This is a genomic window from Streptomyces sp. NPDC031121 (genome assembly GCF_055570615.1).
Window position 1 is genome coordinate 1 of record NZ_JBVIGV010000018.1, and the last position, 17,353, is coordinate 17,353.

Annotated in this window: 16 protein-coding genes; 11 read left to right on the forward strand and 5 right to left on the reverse strand. The window is 72.9% G+C overall.

The window, feature by feature from the left end:
* The first annotated feature begins 840 nt into the window (after positions 1-840).
* The 3 genes from ACZ462_RS28365 (at position 841) to ACZ462_RS28375 (ending at position 4,453) form a co-directional block, all read left to right on the forward strand.
* The gene (locus ACZ462_RS28365) at positions 841-1,731 is read left to right on the forward strand and encodes an SDR family NAD(P)-dependent oxidoreductase (protein WP_467807061.1); all 891 of its coding nucleotides are present in this window, start codon (positions 841-843) and stop codon (positions 1,729-1,731) included.
* Positions 1,732-1,792: 61 nt separating this feature from the next.
* Complete coding sequence (locus ACZ462_RS28370) at positions 1,793-2,374, forward strand: TetR/AcrR family transcriptional regulator (protein ID WP_467807062.1); 582 nt, start codon at positions 1,793-1,795, stop codon at positions 2,372-2,374.
* A 333-nt stretch (positions 2,375-2,707) separates the two neighbouring features.
* Positions 2,708-4,453 carry a lytic transglycosylase domain-containing protein gene (locus ACZ462_RS28375; RefSeq protein ID WP_467807063.1) on the forward strand — a complete coding sequence of 582 codons (1,746 nt, stop codon included), beginning with the start codon at positions 2,708-2,710 and terminating at the stop codon, positions 4,451-4,453.
* Positions 4,454-4,668: 215 nt separating this feature from the next.
* Here the strand turns inward: ACZ462_RS28375 and ACZ462_RS28380 are convergent, their stop codons facing one another.
* Positions 4,669-4,872: a cold-shock protein gene (locus ACZ462_RS28380; protein ID WP_030012116.1), complete on the reverse strand. Its 204-nt coding sequence runs from the start codon at positions 4,870-4,872 to the stop codon at positions 4,669-4,671.
* Between the two features lie 239 nt (positions 4,873-5,111).
* Here ACZ462_RS28380 and ACZ462_RS28385 point away from each other — a divergent pair, with 239 nt between their 5' ends.
* The 4 genes from ACZ462_RS28385 (at position 5,112) to ACZ462_RS28400 (ending at position 9,946) form a co-directional block, all read left to right on the forward strand.
* Complete coding sequence (locus ACZ462_RS28385; RefSeq protein ID WP_467807065.1) at positions 5,112-5,960, forward strand: menaquinone biosynthetic enzyme MqnA/MqnD family protein; 849 nt, start codon at positions 5,112-5,114, stop codon at positions 5,958-5,960.
* Positions 5,961-6,289: 329 nt separating this feature from the next.
* The gene (locus tag ACZ462_RS28390) at positions 6,290-8,014 is read left to right on the forward strand and encodes a serine/threonine-protein kinase (RefSeq protein ID WP_467807163.1); all 1,725 of its coding nucleotides are present in this window, start codon (positions 6,290-6,292) and stop codon (positions 8,012-8,014) included.
* Between the two features lie 74 nt (positions 8,015-8,088).
* Complete coding sequence (mqnC, locus tag ACZ462_RS28395; protein ID WP_467807066.1) at positions 8,089-9,288, forward strand: cyclic dehypoxanthinyl futalosine synthase; 1,200 nt, start codon at positions 8,089-8,091, stop codon at positions 9,286-9,288.
* Positions 9,289-9,295: 7 nt separating this feature from the next.
* Positions 9,296-9,946 carry an imidazolonepropionase-like domain-containing protein gene (locus ACZ462_RS28400; RefSeq protein WP_467807067.1) on the forward strand — a complete coding sequence of 217 codons (651 nt, stop codon included), beginning with the start codon at positions 9,296-9,298 and terminating at the stop codon, positions 9,944-9,946.
* Here ACZ462_RS28400 and ACZ462_RS28405 read toward each other — a convergent pair.
* Positions 9,912-10,217, reverse strand: a complete 306-nt coding sequence (locus ACZ462_RS28405) for a response regulator transcription factor (RefSeq protein WP_467807069.1) — start codon at positions 10,215-10,217, stop codon at positions 9,912-9,914. The two genes, ACZ462_RS28400 and ACZ462_RS28405, sit on opposite strands and share 35 nt — an antisense overlap.
* A 62-nt stretch (positions 10,218-10,279) precedes the next feature.
* The gene (locus ACZ462_RS28410) at positions 10,280-11,221 is read right to left on the reverse strand and encodes a DUF3152 domain-containing protein (RefSeq protein ID WP_467807070.1); all 942 of its coding nucleotides are present in this window, start codon (positions 11,219-11,221) and stop codon (positions 10,280-10,282) included.
* A 330-nt stretch (positions 11,222-11,551) separates the two neighbouring features.
* Between ACZ462_RS28410 and ACZ462_RS28415 the strand changes: the two genes are divergently transcribed.
* Both ACZ462_RS28415 and ACZ462_RS28420 read left to right on the forward strand, forming a co-directional pair.
* Positions 11,552-12,244 (forward strand): demethylmenaquinone methyltransferase, encoded by a 693-nt coding sequence (locus ACZ462_RS28415; protein WP_467807071.1) that lies wholly within the window; start codon positions 11,552-11,554, stop codon positions 12,242-12,244.
* A gap of 18 nt (positions 12,245-12,262) precedes the next feature.
* Entirely contained in the window at positions 12,263-13,189 is a 927-nt protein-coding gene (locus ACZ462_RS28420; protein WP_467807072.1) for a glutaminase, read from the forward strand.
* A gap of 16 nt (positions 13,190-13,205) precedes the next feature.
* Here ACZ462_RS28420 and ACZ462_RS28425 read toward each other — a convergent pair whose 3' ends face one another.
* Positions 13,206-13,757, reverse strand: coding sequence for a GNAT family N-acetyltransferase (locus ACZ462_RS28425; protein WP_467807073.1), 552 nt, complete (start codon positions 13,755-13,757; stop codon positions 13,206-13,208).
* A 96-nt stretch (positions 13,758-13,853) separates the two neighbouring features.
* Between ACZ462_RS28425 and ACZ462_RS28430 the strand changes: the two genes are divergently transcribed.
* On the forward strand, positions 13,854-15,137 hold the full coding sequence (locus ACZ462_RS28430; RefSeq protein ID WP_467807074.1) for a geranylgeranyl reductase family protein: 1,284 nt from the start codon (positions 13,854-13,856) through the stop codon (positions 15,135-15,137).
* Between the two features lie 252 nt (positions 15,138-15,389).
* Here the strand turns inward: ACZ462_RS28430 and ACZ462_RS28435 are convergent, their stop codons facing one another.
* Complete coding sequence (locus tag ACZ462_RS28435) at positions 15,390-16,211, reverse strand: C40 family peptidase (protein ID WP_467807076.1); 822 nt, start codon at positions 16,209-16,211, stop codon at positions 15,390-15,392.
* Between the two features lie 771 nt (positions 16,212-16,982).
* Here ACZ462_RS28435 and ACZ462_RS28440 point away from each other — a divergent pair.
* Positions 16,983-17,342, forward strand: coding sequence for an NADH-quinone oxidoreductase subunit A (locus ACZ462_RS28440; protein ID WP_114053663.1), 360 nt, complete (start codon positions 16,983-16,985; stop codon positions 17,340-17,342).
* Positions 17,343-17,353: the final 11 nt, after the last annotated feature.

A 17,353-nucleotide genomic window follows, 5' to 3' on the forward strand; every position in this document is an offset into this window, starting at 1 on the left:
GTCGCGGTGCGATGGCCCTTGCGGGCCACCCTTGACCGACCGACCCGCCCCGGAGGCATTTTTTCTGCCGGGACGCCCCCAGGGGAACGGCCTGGGGGTAGCTGGACCATTCAGGGCCATCAGAGTCGCTTCCCTCCCGCCCAGCGGGCCCCTTTCGCCCCACCGGCATCAGCAGACCCCTCGGCGGCAGCGGGGTGGCCTGTGACGTGGCGAAATGATGTCCAGGGCGTCATCCGCGGACACGGGCGCGTCGGATCGCTACGTGGGCGTCCTCGGCTCAGCGTCCGGCGGCCGTCCGCCGGAGGTGGAGGGCGGGAAGCGGGCTGGGGCGCTTCGCGATCCACCACAGCAGCCAGCAGGGTGCAGCCAGCCGCCGAACCGACGGCGCCCCGGTGGCGACTGCCGCCCCGCCCCAGCCGCTGAGTGCGTTGTGGCAAACCGGATCTCCTTCGAGCGGCAGCGGGTGATCATCTGGACGCTGAGCACCTCCTTGCCCATGCCCGGCCGCCACAGCCTCTCGCCCGATCCACGGCAGTAGCCGTCTCACCACCAGGCGGCACGGAAACCGGCGTATCCGCCGGGCTCTCCTCGGCCGGCACCGACACGAGCGCCTCCCGCGGGCCCGCTCGACCCGCTCGCGTGCGGCATCCACCTCGGGCCTGGGCCTGCTCCAGGACCACGCCGCGCCCGCCCCCTGAGGGCTTTCGGGGTCTGGTGCTTGCGAGCGCTTCGTCCGGGCGGCACAGCCCCGTCTGCCACCACAAGCGGATGAGGCATCCGCTTGTGGTACCGTCGCCAATAAGCGGATGACCTATCCGAATTGCCGGGGTGGAGGAACGCATGGGGAAGACAGCTGTGGTCACGGCCGGGACCGCCGGCATCGGCCTGGAGACGGCTCTGGGACTGGCTGCCGCCGGATTCTCGGTCACCGTGGTCGGGCGCAGTGCCGACCGAGGCGCCCGGGCGGTCGACCGGATCGGTGCGGTGAACCCGGCGCGCTCTGCCCGGTTCCTGCCCGCCGACCTCGGCTCGCTCGACGGCGTGCGCGCGCTCGCCGACCGGATAGCCGGCGACCACGCCGCCTCCGGCGAACCGCTGACCGTGCTGGTGAACAACGTCGGGGCGATGTTCGCGGATCGCCGGGAGCTGGACGGCGTGGAGGCGTCGTTCGTCGTCAACCACCTTTCGCCGTACCTGCTGACGGAACTGCTGCTGCCCACGCTCACGGCCGGTGCGCCGAGCAGGATCGTGAACGTGACCTCGGGTGCGGTCGGTGTCGCCAAGCGGGTGTTCGACGCCGTCGAGCCGCCCGGCGGCTACTACGGCTTCCACTGGTATGGCCGCGCCAAGCTCGCGAACCTCGCCTACACGCTCGACCTGGCGTCACGGCTCGACGGCACGGGCGTCTCGGTCTTCGCCGCCGACCCCGGAGGTGCCGCGACCGACATGACCAACGGCACCCTGACCGACCCGAAGATCGTCTCACCGGCTCTGCGGCTGCTGTGGCCGCTGGTGCGCCGCAAGTTCGAACGCTCCACCGCAGGCCCGGCATCCGAGGCCGCAAGGCCTTCCATCATCGCCGCCACCGACGAGTCCCTCGCGGGCCGGACCGGCATTGTCATCGGTGCCACGGCGCGCCCGGCGGCGCCATTCCGCACGGCCACCGACCCCCGCGTCGCCGATGCCGTGCGCCGACTCAGCCGGCAGCACGCGCCCCTCGTGGCGCCCTGACCAGGCCCGGCCCCGGTGCGGGCGGCGGGGTCCGGATCGTCCATCCGGTTAACATGTCCCCATGACGACGACACGACTGCGCAAGGACGCGGCCCGCAACTGGGACCGGATCGTGGCCGTCGCCCGCGAACTGGTCGACCAGGGCGCGCCGTTGCAGCTCAACGACGTCGCCCGCCGCACCGGACTCGGAGTCGGCACCGTCTACCGCCACTTCGCCACGCCCGAGGCGCTGCTGGAGACCGTCGCCACCCCCCGCCTGGAGGCCCTGACCGCCCACGGCAGGCAGGCGCTGGCCGACACCGACGCCTGGCGGGCGCTGGAGAGCTTCCTTACCCGCACCGTCGAGGCGCAGGTCACCGACGCCTCCCTGGCGCCGGTTGCCGCCGCTTCCGTCGACGCCCTGCCGCGCACCACGGAGCTCAAGGAGTCCCTGTGGTCGACAGGCACCACACTCCTCGACCGGGCCCGCGCGGCCGGGGCGGTCCGTCCCGACCTGGCCGCAGCCGATCTGGTCCCGCTCATGTGCGGCATCGCCTACGCCGTACAGGTGCACGGCAGCGCTCCCGCGGACCGGATCGACACCGCGCACCGCTACCTGGCCGCATTGCTCGGCGGCCTGCGAGCCACACCGACGACGGTGTGAGATCCCCTGCCGCAGCCGCCGGGACACCCCCGGTGCCAACCGACCCCGAGTCGTCGGGTTCCGCTCTCGCCCGCCTCCGTCGACGCGTCTTCGGTTCCGAGAGCGCGGTTCCTGTCCTTCCGCCTCCCCGCGTACATCCCGAATCCTCCCAAATCCCCTTGGCCCCGCTGCCTCCTGGGCGTTCTGTCCGTTGCGGGGTGGAAGACGAGACGAATGGTGTGATGGAAGTGCCGGGGCGGCGGTGAGTCGTCTTGGAATACCTGATAGACAGTGAATATTCACGGCTCGACCCGCCGTACAACTTGCCGGCCGCCTTGGGGGGATCGCCGCACTGTGAAGCCGCTTCACCGCCACCTTGTCAACACTTCGCGCAAGGTCCTGTGTACGGCCGCGCTCGCGGCCAGTCTCACGACCGCCGCCGTCGTGACCAACCCGCCGACCGCCGACGCGGGTGAGTCCGAGCCGACCCCGGACAGCCCCCAGGCCACCGACCGCGGTGACGCCCGGCTCGAGCTGCCGCAGGACGTCGCCGACCCGGCCGTGCCTCCGGCCGGCGGGGCGGTCGCGGGCGAGGGGGCGAGCGGGATACCCGCGACCGCCCTCGACGCGTACAAGCGCGCCGAGACGGCGGTCGCCGCCGCGCTGCCGAACTGCAAGCTGCCCTGGCAGCTGCTCGCCGGCATCGGCCGTGTGGAGTCCGTCCACGCCTCCGGGTACGGCCTCAAGGCCGATGGCTACACCGAGAAGCCGATCCGCGGCCCCCAGCTCAACGGCCAGGGCTTCGCCGAGATCAAGGACACCGACAAGGGCGAGTACGACGGCGACACCGCCTACGACCGGGCCGTCGGCCCGATGCAGTTCATCCCCTCGACGTGGGCCACGTGGGGCGCCGACGGCAGCGGCGACTCCAAGCGCGACCCGAACAACATCTACGACGCGGCGCTCGGCGCCGGCCTCTACCTGTGCGCCGGTGACCGCAACCTGTCCGACCAGGCGCAGCTCGACCGCGCGATCCTCAGCTACAACAACTCGCGCGAGTACGTGAACACGGTGCTCGGCTACATGCGCCAGTACCAGAGCGGCGCGACCGAGGTCGCGAACCCGCCCGTCGGCACGTACCCGACGCCGACGACGCCGGTGCTCCCGACGCCGCGGCCGACCACGCCGGTGAAGCCGTCGACGCCGACGACCAGCCCCGCGAAGCCGTCGACGCCGACCCCGCAGCCGACGCCCGAGAAGCCCAAGCCGCAGCCGGAGAAGCCCGCGCCCGCGCAGCTGGCGAAGCTGGAGGCGGTCGACGGCGCCGCGCTGAAGGCGGAGGCCGGTACGGCGTTCACCGCCGTGCCGCGCGTCAAGGCGCTGCTCAGCGACGGCAAGCCGGCTGTCGGCCAGCACGTGGTGTTCGCCGTCGAGGAGGACACCACCGGTGGCACCCACTTCGGGACGGAGGGCCGCTCCCACCTGGTGGTGCAGACGGACGCACAGGGCATCGCGGCCGCGCCGGGCCTGAAGGCCGGCGCGAAGGCGGGCACGTTCACCCTGCGCGCCTCCGGCTACGACACCACCCGCCGGTTCACGGTGGACTTCACCGGCACCGTCGACCCGAAGCCGGCTCCGGTGGCCGACCTGCTGGCGCGGACCGGTACGGGCGCGGACAAGCCGCTGGAGGTCGTCGCCGGTACGCCGCTGAAGGGCGTCGAGGTGAAGGCCACGGCCGCCGGCAAGCCGGTGGCGGGTACGCAGGCCACCGCCGCGCTCGTCGAGAAGAACGAGGCCGGCGCGTGGGTGCCGGTGGACCCGGCGAAGGCCAAGGGTCCGTACTTCAAGGGCGCCGAGGAAGGCGAGAAGCTGTTCCGGGTGGAGCTCGACCCGTCGGGTGCCGACGGCGTCATCGCACTGCCCGAGCTGCTGACGGCCGGAGCCGCCCCCGGCACCTACCACCTGCGGCTGACCACGAAGGAGAACGTGGTGCTGCTGCTGGAGCTGAAGGTGACCGCGAAGGCCGAGTCCGGCGAGAGCCCCGCGCCGAAGGCACCCACGGCCCCGGAGACCCCGGCGGCGACCGCCGCCCGGCGGTAGTCGGACCGTACGGCCGGCGGCCGTCCGCCCCGTCCCCGTGACGGCGGTGGGCGGCCGCCGTCACGTTTCCCCACCCCCACCACCGGGGCCGCCGTTCCGCCTGCTGCCGCCGTCGCCCGCCGGAAAGGGCAGGAGCCCTGCCTCTCTCCGCTCGTGCGGGAGAGGCAGGGCTCCTTGGGTGGTGCTTTCCAACCGCGATGGTTGGCCCCGGGCGATTAGGCCGGGGTGACGTTCTCCGCCTGCGGGCCCTTCGGGCCCTGGGTGACGTCGAAGTTCACGGTCTGGTTCTCCTCGAGGGAGCGGAAGCCAGACGCGTTGATCGCGGAGTAGTGGACGAAGACATCCGGGCCGCCGCCGTCCTGGGCGATGAAGCCGAAGCCCTTTTCAGCGTTGAACCACTTCACGGTTCCGGTAGCCATGAGCCCTCCTATATGGGCCAAAGGGTCGCCCTGCTCCAGAACCTGCTAAGAAGTCTGAAAACTACAAAAGCCTGCGGGTCACATTCTCCGCAGGCCTCGTACTGCAAGGGAAACCAAACTGCAACTTGCGTCGAGCCTAGCACGCAGACCGCGGCCGAGACCAGAGGGAAAGATCACGTCACCCGGACGTTTGAGACCCGCGCGAAGGCTGACGCGGGGCCGCCAGCTAGTCTCGCGATGTGGACGTGTATCGCAACCGGCCCCGGGTGGGCCACATTCAGTTCCTGAACTGCCTTCCCCTGTACTGGGGGCTGGCCAGAACCGGCACGCTGCTGGACCTGGAGCTGACCAAGGACACGCCGGAGAAGCTGAGCGAGCACCTCGTCCGCGGCCGTCTGGACATCGCGCCGATCACGCTGGTGGAGTTCCTCCGCAATGCCGACGGGCTGGTCGCGTTCCCCGATCTCGCGGTCGGCTGCGACGGCCCGGTCATGTCCTGCGTGATCGTCTCGCAGGTGCCGCTGGAGCGGCTGGACGGGGCCCGCGTCGCGCTCGGCTCGACGTCCCGCACCTCCGTCCGCCTGGCCCAGCTGCTGCTCTCCGAGCAGTACGGGGTGCGCCCCGACTACTACACCTGCCCGCCCGACCTGGGGCTGATGATGCAGGAGGCCGACGCGGCCGTGCTGATCGGGGATGCCGCGCTGCGGGCCTCGCTGCACGACGCGCCGCGGCTCGGCCTGGAGGTCCACGACCTGGGGCGGATGTGGAAGGAGTGGACGGGGCTGCCGTTCGTGTTCGCCGTGTGGGCGGCCCGGAAGGACTACCTGGAGCGTGAGCCCGCCGTGGTCCGGCAGGTGCACGAGGCGTTCCTCGACTCGCGGGACATCTCCCTGGAGGAGGTCGCCAAGGTCGCCGAGCAGGCAGCCCGCTGGGAGGCCTTCGACGCCGCTCTGCTGGAGCGGTACTTCACCACGCTCGACTTCCGTTTCGGCCCGGAGCAGTTGGCGGGCGTACGGGAATTCGCGCGCCGCACGGGGCCCTCGACGGGCTATCCGGCGGACGTGGCCGTGGAGCTGCTGAAATTCTGATCGGCTGATGTGATCGATTTGCCGGGCGGTTGTCCTCCTTCCGCTCCGGTTCCGCTCCCCTTCCGCTTCGGTCCTCCCGTCCGGGCGCGGTCCGTGATCTCCGCGGCGTGATCCGTTTATCGGGAATTCGTCCGCCATTCACACGGCCCGGGCCCGCCCCGGTCAATCCGCCCCCGCCCCGGCCCGCCGGAACGGGAATACCGGCCGCCGCCCCGCCCGGCGTGAGCCCGCCGGATCCGCCCCGGCAAGCCCTAAGGTGGCGGCTGGGGATCAGCACACGAAGCGAGCAGAGGGGCCCGGCGGGCCCCGACCACGGGGGAGGGGACGTGTTGCAGCCGCTCGAAGCCGGCGAACCGCGGACCATCGGCGCGTACCGGCTGCTGGGGCGGCTCGGGGCGGGCGGCATGGGGCGCGTCTACCTGGGCCGCAGCGCGGGCGGCCGTACGGTCGCGGTCAAGGTCGTGCACCCGCACTTCGCCGCCGACACCGAGTTCCGCGCCCGGTTCCGGCGCGAGGTCGAGGCCGCCCGCCGGGTCGGCGGGGAGTGGACGGCGCCCGTCCTCGACGCCGACCCCGACGCGCCGGTGCCGTGGGTGGCCACCGGGTTCGTCGCCGGGCCGTCCCTCGGCGCGGCGGTCGCCGCGCACGGGCCGCTGCCCGAGCCGGCCGTGCGCGCCCTCGGCGAGGGCCTGGCCCGCGCCCTGTCCGCCGTCCACGCGCTGGGGCTGGTCCACCGCGACGTGAAGCCGTCGAACGTGATGCTCACCCTCGACGGCCCCCGCCTGATCGACTTCGGCATCGCCCGGGCCACGGACGGCACCGCCTCCCTCACCTCCACCGGCGTCTCCGTCGGCTCGCCCGGCTACATGTCGCCCGAGCAGATCCTGGGCCGCGGTGTCACCGGCGCCTCCGACGTGTTCTCCCTCGGCGCGGTGCTGGCGTTCGCCGCGACGGGCCGGCCCCCGTTCAGCGGGGACAACTCGGCGACCCTGCTGTACAAGGTGGTGCACGAGCCGGCGGACCTCGGCGCCGTCCCAGCCGGCCCGCTGCGCGACCTGGTCGAGGCGTGCCTGGCCAAGGACGCCGCGGCCCGGCCCGCACCCCAGGCCGTCGCGGAGGCCTTCGACGGCGCGCTGCTCGCCCCCGGGCGGCTCCCCGCGGCCGTGTTGGAGGACGCCAGCCGGGCGGCCGTCGCCCTGCTCGACCTGGAGGCCGGGGAGCCAGGCCCGCAGGAGGCCGCCTCGGGCCCGGTCCCGTTCACCGCGCCCGGGTACGGGGCCGCCGCGGGCAGCTTCGGGGCGCCCGACGCCTCGTACGGCGGCCCGGCCGGCTCCGGGTACGGCGCGCCGGCGGGTCCGTACGGGGCGCCGACGCAGACCGCGGGCGGCGGGCTGCCCGGGCCGCGCAGCGCCCCCGCCGGCTCCGGCGCCGGTGCGGGAGGCGCCGCCGGCGACGGCCCAGCCACCGGGGCGGCAGGGTCCGGGCGCAGGCTCGCCTTCACCGCGGCCGGGCGGAGCGTCAGCTGCTCCGTGGTCCTCGCCGCGGCCGCCGTCGTCGCGGCGGTCTCCGGCGGGCTGTACGGGCTGGGGCTCCTCCCCGGCAGCGGCGGCAGCGGCCAGGACGCGGGCGCCCGCCCGCCGTCCGCCTCCGGCGAGGGCCCCGCCACGCCCGGAACGTCGGCGCCGAAGGCGCGCGCCGACGTCCCGAAGGAGCTGGTGGGCACGTGGAAGGGGACGGTGACCACGGCCCGGATGGGCGTCCCCGCCGAGTTCGAGATCACCATCCGGGCGGGCCGCACCGGCGAGGTCGTCGGCCGGGACAAGTCCGTCCTGCCGCTGATCGGCACGGACTGCAGCGGCGACTGGAAGCTGCTCTCCGCGACCGACCGCTCGCTGGTCCTGGACACCTCGGGCGGCCCCAACCCGGCTCCCGGCATCTGCTCGAACGGCTCCTCCGACGAGCGCTTCTCCCTCAACGACAACGGCACCCTGCACTACAAGTCGGGCGACGCGGCCGCCGGAAACCCCGAGGGGGACCTGACGCGCATCCGGTGATTTCCCGTTCCGGGCCCTGGCGTACGCTGGATCGGTCCGGACCTCTTGACACACCGCCGAAGGGTGACGCACCGGTGACCGACCAGGCCGCTCTCCAGTCTGTCCTCGACCGCGCCGCCGAGGGGGGCCGGATCTCCGCCGAGGAGGCGCTCGACCTCTACCGGCACGCCCCGCTGCACGCCCTCGGCTCCGCCGCCGACGCCGCGCGCCGCCGCCGCTACGCGGGCACGGAGCACATCGCGACGTACATCATCGAGCGGAACATCAACTACACCAACGTGTGCGTGACGGCCTGCAAGTTCTGCGCCTTCTACGCGGCCCCGAAGGACACGAAGAAGGGCTGGACCCGCGACCTCGACGACATCCTGCGCCGCTGCGCGGAGACCGTGGAGCTCGGCGGCACGCAGATCATGTTCCAGGGCGGCCACCACCCGGACTTCGGCGTGGAGTACTACGAGGAGCACTTCTCCGCGATCAAGGAGGCGTTCCCGCAGCTGGTCATCCACTCCCTCGGCGCGTCCGAGGTCGAGCACATGGCCCGTATCTCCGGGGTGAGCGCCGAGGAGGCCATCCGCCGCATCCACGCGGCCGGCCTGGACTCCTTCGCCGGGGCCGGCGCCGAGCTGCTGCCGGCGCGGCCGCGCAAGGCCATCGCCCCGCTGAAGGAGTCCGGCGAGCGCTGGCTGGAGATCATGGAGCTGGCCCACGAGCTGGGCGTCGAGTCCACCTCCACCATGCTGATGGGCACCGGCGAGACCAACGCCGAGCGGATCGAGCACCTGCGGATGATCCGCGACGTACAGGACCGGACGGGTGGCTTCCGGGCGTTCATCCCGTACACCTACCAGCCGGAGAACAACCACCTCAAGGGCCGCACCCAGGCGACCGTCTTCGAGTACCTCCGGATGATCGCGGTCGCGCGCCTCTTCCTCGACAACGTCGCCCACATCCAGGGCTCCTGGCTGACCGTCGGCAAGGAGGCCGGGCAGCTGTCTCTGCACTACGGCGCGGACGACCTCGGCTCGATCATGCTGGAGGAGAACGTGGTCTCCTCGGCGGGCGCCAAGCACCGCTCCAACCGGCACGAGATCATCGACCTGATCCGCAAGGCGGGCCGCGTCCCCGCCCAGCGGGCCACCACCTACGAGCACCTCGCGGTGCACACGGACCCGGCGGACGACCCCGTCGACCACCGCGTCGTCTCGCACATCTCGTCCGTCGCGATCGAGGGCGGCACCGCCCACCCCGAGCTGAAGCTCATCTCCGCCGAGTGACCCGCCCGTGCTGACGCTGCACCGCGCCGACGCCCTGGTCACCGGGCGCGGGGCCGAACCGCTGCCCGGCGGGGCGGTCCTCGTCGACGGCGGCCGGATCACCGCGGTCGGCCCGTACGAGGACCTGGCGGCGGGCCGCCCGCAGGCGCGGGTGCGGCGCTGGCCCGGCCTGCTCGCGCCGGGGCTCGTGGTGCACGGGGCGCGGGAGCTGCTGGAGGAGGCGTACCACCCGGACGGGCATTTCGAGGCGGACGAGCTGGGCACCGAGCCGGTCACCGGGGCCGCGGAGCTGGCCGCGCTGGGGCTGACGGAGGCCCGCCGCGGCAACAGCGCCCGGCGCGCCACGCAGAAGCTGCTGGCCCGCGGGGTCGTGGCGGTGGCGGGGCGGCTGACGGTCCCGGCGGTGCGGACGGCGGTGGCCCGCTCGGGCCTGGAACTGCTGCCTCCGGCCGCGGGCGAAGGGCCGCGCAGGGCGGCGTCGCCGGACCCGTTCGAGGGCCTGGCGGACGTTCAGGACGCCTTCCACGGGGTCGTGGCGGCGGGCGGCCGCGCCCGGTTCGCGGTGTTCGCGGCCGAGGCCGGATCCCTGCGCGAGGCGGGGTCCGCGGCGTGCGTGGCCACCGTCATCGGGGGACGGCTGCTGCACCGCCGGCGCTGAGCGTCCCCTCCTCGCGGGCCAGGGCGGCCAACAGGCAGGCCTGGAGGCGGCTGATCCCGCCCAGCTTGGCCCGTATGTTGTGGACGTGGAACTTCACCGTGCTGACGGACAGGTGCAGTTCGCCCGCGAGCTCGGCGTTCGACGCGCCGGTGGCCAGGCAGAGGAACACGGCCGACTCCTGCTCCGTCAGCTGTACCTCGGAGCGGCGGGCCGTCGCCTCCCTCCCGTACGCCGGGAACCAGGCCGGGACGCTGAAGCTGACGACACGCACGTTTCCACTCCTCGCCCCCGGCCGTCACGGCCCGGACGGTCGACTCACCGACTCTCCCCGCTCTAAGGGACGGCTGGACCGGACAAGTAGGTTCCATTTTCGCTGTAGGGCCATGCGTTCGAAACGCAGCCGAACAGTCCCCTGATCTGCTGCATCATCGCCGGCGCCGGTTTGCCGGGGGCCGGACAGGACTCGTGCCCGCGGCCCAGCTCGTGCCCCACCTCGTGGTTGACGATCAGCGCCCGGTACTCCTCCACCGGGCCCTTGAACTGCGGCGAACCCTCCTGCCAGCGCTTGAGGTTGACGACGACGTCATGCCCGGCGCGGCAGTTCGTCTCGCCGACGAGTTCCGGGGTGACCACCTCGCACAGCCGGTCGGTGGTCTTCGGGGTGGCGATCTTCACGGTGAAGTCCACCGGCTGCCCGGCGCCGACGAGCTGGAAGCCGTACGCGGGGTCCCGGATCCAGCCGCGCTTGTCGCCGAGTATCGCCTCGACGGCCTGGGCGGCGGTGTTCGGGTCGATACCGCTGCCGCCCTCGACCTCGACGCGCCAGCGGCGGGCGGGGCCCTTGCCCTGCGGCTGACCCGTGCGCGTGGAGGGGGTGAAGGCGCCGTCGCCGGAGGCCGGGACGGCACCGGCCTTGCCGGAGGGCTGCGGCGAGGGGGAGGCGGAGGGAGAGGGCTGCGCGGCGGGGCTGCGGCCGCCGGAGCCGGAGGAGCGGGAGGCGCCGCCGTCCTCGGTGTGCGTGGAGGTGTCCGGTTCGCCGGAGGGCTTCGCTCCGGCGGCGCGGCGGTCCGCGACGGTCGCCGTCTCCGGCGACGGCCAGGCGGTCCACAGGGCGGCCGCGGCGGCGACGGCCGTTGCCGAGACGAGGAGGGTCCGGCGGAGCCGCCTGCGCCGCTCGGCGCGGCGGCGGGCGCGCGGCCCGCGGGGTGCGGAGGACGCCGCCGGGGTGCGGCGTCGGGTGGTGGTGCGGCCCGTGGCGCTGCGGCCTGCCGGCATGCTGAAGCCCTTTGCTCGCGGCTGCCGCATGGTTTTCCGGGCCGCGCCGGGCGGTCGGGGACCCGCGGGTGGTGACCGTCACCGGGCCGCGCCGCCCCAGTAAACCCTGCCGCACCGCTTCCGCGTAACTGTCCTCGGGGCCAGTACTTGCGGGTAACGCCCGGGCGCGGGCGGGCAGTCGGCCCGCACCCCGGCCCTGCCCCGGCCCCCGCCCCGCCCCTGCGCCCCCACCCGGGGCGCAGGGGCGGGGCGGGGCCCGCCGCGGCGGGTGCGGGCGGCCTGAGAGGATGGGGGAGTACGAACTCCGGACCACCTGAGGGGCCCACGCCAGTGACCCGCGCATCCCTGGACAAGCAGCCGCACGAAGTCGCCTCCATGTTCGACGGGGTGGCGGCGAACTACGACCTCACCAACGACGTGCTCTCCCTCGGGCAGGCCCGCCTCTGGCGCCGGGAGGTCGCCCGGGCGGTCGCGGCCCGCCCCGGCCAGAAGGTGCTGGACCTGGCCGCGGGGACCGCGACGTCCTCGCTGCCGTTCGCCGCGACCGGCGCGTACGTCGTCCCCTGCGACTTCTCCCTCGGCATGCTCCGCGAGGGCAAGAAGCGCCACGCCTGGCTGCCGCTGACCGCCGGCGACGCGACCCGCCTGCCCTTCGCCGACGGCGTCTTCGACACCGTGACGATCTCCTTCGGGCTGCGCAACGTCCAGGACACCGAGGGTGCGCTGCGCGAGATGCACCGGGTGACCAAGCGCGGCGGGCAGGTCGTCATCTGCGAGTTCTCCCAGCCGACGTGGGCGCCCTTCCGCACCGTGTACACCGAGTACCTGATGCGCGCCCTGCCGCCGGTGGCGCGGGCCGTGTCCTCCAACCCCGACGCGTACGTGTACCTCGCCGAGTCGATCCGCGAGTGGCCGGAGCAGCCCGCGCTGGCGGCGCTGCTGCAGAAGGCCGGCTGGTCCCGGGTGGCCTGGCGCAACCTCAGCGGCGGCATCGTCGCCCTGCACCGCGGCTTCAAGGCCTAGTCGGCGGTGGCGGCGGCGGTGGACACCGGAGCCCAGGACCTCGCGGGACTGCTGGAGCGGATCGCGGCGGACGTCGCACCGCTGATCGGCAGCGGCACGCCCGCCGAGTACATCCCCGCGCTCGCCGAGGTGGACCCGCGCCACTTCGGCATGGCGCTCGCCGACCTCGACGGGAACGTCCACGGGGTGGGGGACTGGCAGGTGCCGTTCTCCGCACAGTCGATCACCAAGGTGTTCGCACTGGCCCTGGCGCTCGCCGAGGGCGGCGACAGCCTGTGGCGGCGGGTCGGGCGGGAGCCGTCGGGCAACCCGTTCAACTCGCTGGTGCAGCTGGAGCACGAGAACGGCATCCCCCGCAATCCGTTCATCAACGCGGGCGCCCTCGTCGTCACCGACCGGCTCCAGACCCTGACCGGCGACGCGAGCAGCGAGCTGCTGGAGTTCCTGCGTGCGGAGAGCGGCAATCCGGACGTCTCCTTCGACGCCGAGGTCGCCGCCTCCGAGCACGAGCACGGCGACCGCAACGCGGCGCTGGCCCACTTCATGGCCTCGTACGGGAACATCGACAACCCGGTTCCGGCCCTGCTCGACCACTACTTCTGGCAGTGCTCGATCGCGATGAGCTGCGCGGACCTGGCCCGCGCGGGGCTGTTCCTGGCCCGGCACGGGCTGCGCGCCGACGGGTCGCGGCTGCTGACCCGCAGCGAGGCCAAGCAGGTCAACGCGGTGATGCTGACCTGCGGGACGTACGACGCGGCAGGCGACTTCGCCTACCGGGTGGGCCTGCCCGGCAAGAGCGGGGTGGGCGGCGGGATCGTCGCGGTCGTGCCCGGCCGGTACGCGCTCGCCGTGTGGAGCCCCGGCCTGGACAGGCGGGGCAACTCGGTGGCGGGCGTGGCCGCGCTCGACCGGTTCACGACCCTGACCGGACTGTCCGTCTTCTGATGCTCCGGCCGGCGGCTCACAGCGCGAGGGCGTAGCGGCGGCCGGTGCGGCGGCCCCCGGGGAGGGGGTAGACCTCCTCCAGGGTCATGCCGAGGCGTTCGGCCACCGCCGCCGAGCGGGTGTTCGCGTCGTCGACCATCGCGACGACGCGGGGGACGCCGGCCGCGCGGACCCGCTCCAGGGTGGTCAGCGCGGCGGCGTACGCGTACCCCCGGCCCCACGCGCGGCGGGCCAGGCGCCAGCCGACCTCGATCTCGCCGACCGGCCCCCACGCCTTCTCCTCGGGCCACGGCTGGGCGCCCGTGAAGCCGATGACCTCGCCGTCCGCGTCCAGCAGGGTCCACAGGCAGAAGCCGAGCCGGGCGTCGTGCATCCGCTGCCGGGCGGTGAACTCCTCGTACGCGGACAGCTCGGCGGGGCCGCCGAGGAACTCCATGACGTCGGGGTCGGCGAAGGCGCGGTGCCAGGCGAGGGCGTCCTCGTCGGTGGGCACGCGCAGCCGGACCGCCGGGAGCGGCCGGGCGGCGGCCGGGAGCGGGGTGGTCGGCGTGGTCGGCGAGCTTGTCATCGGGTAACCCTTCGGATTCACGATCTCTCTCGCTGCATAGACTGCACATGTCCTGTGCCCATGGGCACCCCTTATCGAGCCTTCGGGAGACCCGCAGTGACCGAGCCCCTCTCCGAGCACTCCGCGGACGTGATCGTCGTCGGGGCCGGGCCCGCCGGCTCGACGACCGCCTACTACCTCGCCAAGGCCGGACTCGACGTCCTGCTGCTGGAGAAGACGGCGTTCCCGCGCGAGAAGGTCTGCGGGGACGGCCTGACCCCGCGCGCCACGAAGCAGCTGGTCGCGATGGGCATCGACATCTCCGAAGAGGCCGGCTGGCTGCGCAACAAGGGCCTGCGGATCATCGGCGGCGGGCAGCGGCTCCAGCTGGACTGGCCGGAACTCGCCTCCTTCCCCGACTACGGACTCGTCCGCAAGCGCGACGACTTCGACGAGACCCTGGCCCGGCAGGCGCAGAAGGCGGGCGCCCGCCTGTACGAGCGGTGCAACGTCGGCGAGCCGGTCCGCGACGCGCGCACCGGCCACATCACGGGCGTGCAGGCGAAGCTCGGCGAGGAGAAGACGCCGGTCACCTTCCACGCCCCGCTCGTCGTCGCCGCGGACGGCAACTCCTCCCGCCTGTCGCTGGCGATGGGCCTGCACCGGCGCGAGGACCGCCCGATGGGCGTGGCGGTGCGCACCTACTTCACCTCGCCGCGGCACGACGACGACTACCTGGAGTCGTGGCTGGAGCTGTGGGACCGGCGCGGTCCGCAGGACCGGCTGCTGCCCGGCTACGGCTGGATCTTCGGCATGGGCGACGGCACCTCCAACGTCGGCCTCGGCATCCTCAACTCCTCCTCCGCCTTCCGGGAGCTGGACTGGCGGGAGGTCCTCAAGGCGTGGTGCGCGTCCATGCCGGAGGACTGGGGCTACACCCCGGAGAACATGACGCAGCCGATCCGCGGGGCGGCCCTGCCGATGGCGTTCAACCGGCAGCCGCACTACACCAAGGGCCTGCTGCTGGTCGGCGACGCGGGCGGCCTCGTCAACCCGTTCAACGGCGAGGGCATCGCCTACGCGATGGAGTCCGGGAGGATCGCGGCGGACGTCGTGGTGCAGGCGGCCGCGCGGGCGACGGCGCTCCAGCGGGAGCGGGCGCTGCACACCTACCCGAAGGTGCTGAAGGAGACGTACGGCGGCTACTACTCGCTGGGCCGCGCCTTCGTGAAGCTGATCGGCAACCCGGCCGTGATGAAGGTCGCCGCGCAGCGCGGCCTGAGCCACCCGGTGCTGATGCGGTTCACGCTGAAGATGCTGGCCAACCTGACGGACCCGACGGGCGGCGACGCGATGGACCGCATCATCAACGGCCTGTCGAAGGTGGCCCCGAGGGCCTGACGCCGTCCCGGAGCATTCGGTCCGGCCTGCCGGTCGGCGGCCGGGCGGGGCGGGCCCGGGAAGGGGCCTGGACGGCCCTGTGGCGGCCTCGCGGGCCCGCCGCGGCCGTACGGGAGGGCGGTGGCGCCGCGAACGCGCGTACGGGCATGCCGAAGGGCCGGCACTCCGCCCCCGAGCGGGGGAGTGCCGGCTCTTCGCCGTACCGGGGGCCGACCGCGGTGCGCGGTGCGGCGGGTGACGGGGTGCCGGGCGTCAGAGGACGCGGACGGCGCCCGTCGGGCGGTCGTAGCTCAGGCTGCGCTCGACGATGCCGGTGCTGGGGTTCTGCGCGCCGACGAACTTGCCGCCGCCGACGTACAGCGCGACGTGGTAGGCGCTGCCCTTGGAGCCCCAGTAGAGGATGTCGCCCGGCTGCAGGGCGCTCAGCGAGACCGACGTGCCGTACGAGGACTGGGACTGCGAGGTGCGCGGCAGGGTGACGCCGGCCTGCCGGTACGCGGCCTGCACGAGGCCGGAGCAGTCGTACGCGGAGGGACCGGTGGCGCCCATGACGTACGCCTTGCCGACCTGCGCGCGGGCGAAGCTGATGATGGCCGCGGCGGAGCCCTTCGGGGCGGTCACGGTGCCCACGCCCTGGGTGCTCTCGGTCGAGGCGGCGGCGGAGGTGCTCTTGAGTGCGGCGCGCTCGGCGTTGCGGGTGGCGCGCTCGGCCTCGGCCTTGCGGTCCGCCTCCTCCTTCGCCTTCTTCTCCGCGGCCTCCTTGGCCTTCTTCGCCTCGGCGGCGGCGCCGGTGCGGGCGCTCTCCTCCTCGGCGCTGAGTTCGCCCTCGACGGCGGCCGCCTGCGTGTGCTCGGCGGCGGTGGCGACGGCGGTGGAGACCTCGGAGGCCAGGTCCATGTCGAGGACCGGCATCTCCAGCGTCTCGGTCACCGGCTCGGCGGCGGGGGACGCGCTCGCCGTGCCGGCCATCGCCAGCGTGCTGAGGACGCCACCGGCAACTCCGGCGCGGACCGCGAGCTTCGAGGCGCTGCGACGGGGCTTCCGGTGGCTGGGTATGTGAGCGGTGTGGGACATGAGGACAACCGCTATCAGGGGGCCCGGTCTCCCTTCAAGAAACGTGGTCTGCGCCACAGTTGCGCGAGGAGGGGCGCGAACCGGGCGCGTCGCGCCCCTTATTGACGCCGTAACGGACAAATCAGACAGCCCTTCACGAGCCTGTGATCAAGGCGTTTCAGCAATAAGTCCCAATTGATCCGGGGCCTACCATCCCGGTGCACCGTTGGCCAAGCCCGGCTTTGGAGCACCCCATTCCGATGTGACACAGGTCACATCGAAATCGCGCCGAGAGGTGGCCGTGGCCTGTCCGTGACCCGCGATGCGCGGAGGGGCGGCCGAAAGATCGTCCGCGGGCGGCGGGCCGGGGCTCCGGAGATCGTGAACGGATGCACGCGTCCACTCCTGTCCGCACCCCGTCCCCCGGTCGAGCGACGCGGATCCCTTTATCACGCGGGGAGAGATCCAGTCAAATTTGCCTGCGCTACCCATCCCTTGATAGGGCGACCCCGCTCCTACCTGGGGTAACGCGCCCTGTTGTCACGGTTGGTGATCAACTGGCTGCTTCGTGTACGAAGATCACCCCTCATCGTGGTTCATGATCGTTCGCCGGGTGGTGGAGATCACAAACTCCGTGTTGTCACCCGTGTCGCAGATCACAGATCGACAGGCATAGGATGCGCACCAGCCCGGCTTGTGAACTGCCTCACATGCACAAGATCCCGAGGGGCGGGGCACCAGGCGCCGGCGCAGCGGTCCAACGGTCAAGGACGACTGGAAGGAGCGAGGAGCGTGAATGCCTACGCGCCCATCCTCGTGCTCGGCGCCCTAGGCGCAGGGTTTGCGATCTTCTCCGTGGTCATGGCCACGCTGATCGGCCCGAAACGGTACAACCGCGCCAAGCTGGAGGCGTACGAGTGCGGCATCGAGCCGACTCCGACGCCCGCAGGCGGCGGTCGCTTCCCGATCAAGTACTACCTGACGGCGATGCTCTTCATCGTCTTCGACATCGAAGTTGTCTTCCTCTACCCCTGGGCCGTCACCTTCGACGCCCTGGGGATCTTCGGGCTCGTCGAGATGCTGCTCTTCGTGCTCACCGTCTTCGTCGCCTACGCCTACGTCTGGCGCCGCGGCGGCCTGGAATGGGACTGAGGGGCTGAATC

Coding starts and splice junctions, on each gene's coding strand:
- ACZ462_RS28365 (WP_467807061.1), top strand. CDS start 841: ATGGGGAAGACAGCTGTGGTCACGGCCGGGACCGCCGGCATCGGCCTG.
- ACZ462_RS28370 (WP_467807062.1), top strand. CDS start 1,793: ATGACGACGACACGACTGCGCAAGGACGCGGCCCGCAACTGGGACCGG.
- ACZ462_RS28380 (WP_030012116.1), bottom strand. CDS start 4,872: ATGGCTACCGGAACCGTGAAGTGGTTCAACGCTGAAAAGGGCTTCGGC.
- ACZ462_RS28410 (WP_467807070.1), bottom strand. CDS start 11,221: ATGCCGGCAGGCCGCAGCGCCACGGGCCGCACCACCACCCGACGCCGC.
- ACZ462_RS28425 (WP_467807073.1), bottom strand. CDS start 13,757: ATGACAAGCTCGCCGACCACGCCGACCACCCCGCTCCCGGCCGCCGCC.
- ACZ462_RS28435 (WP_467807076.1), bottom strand. CDS start 16,211: ATGTCCCACACCGCTCACATACCCAGCCACCGGAAGCCCCGTCGCAGC.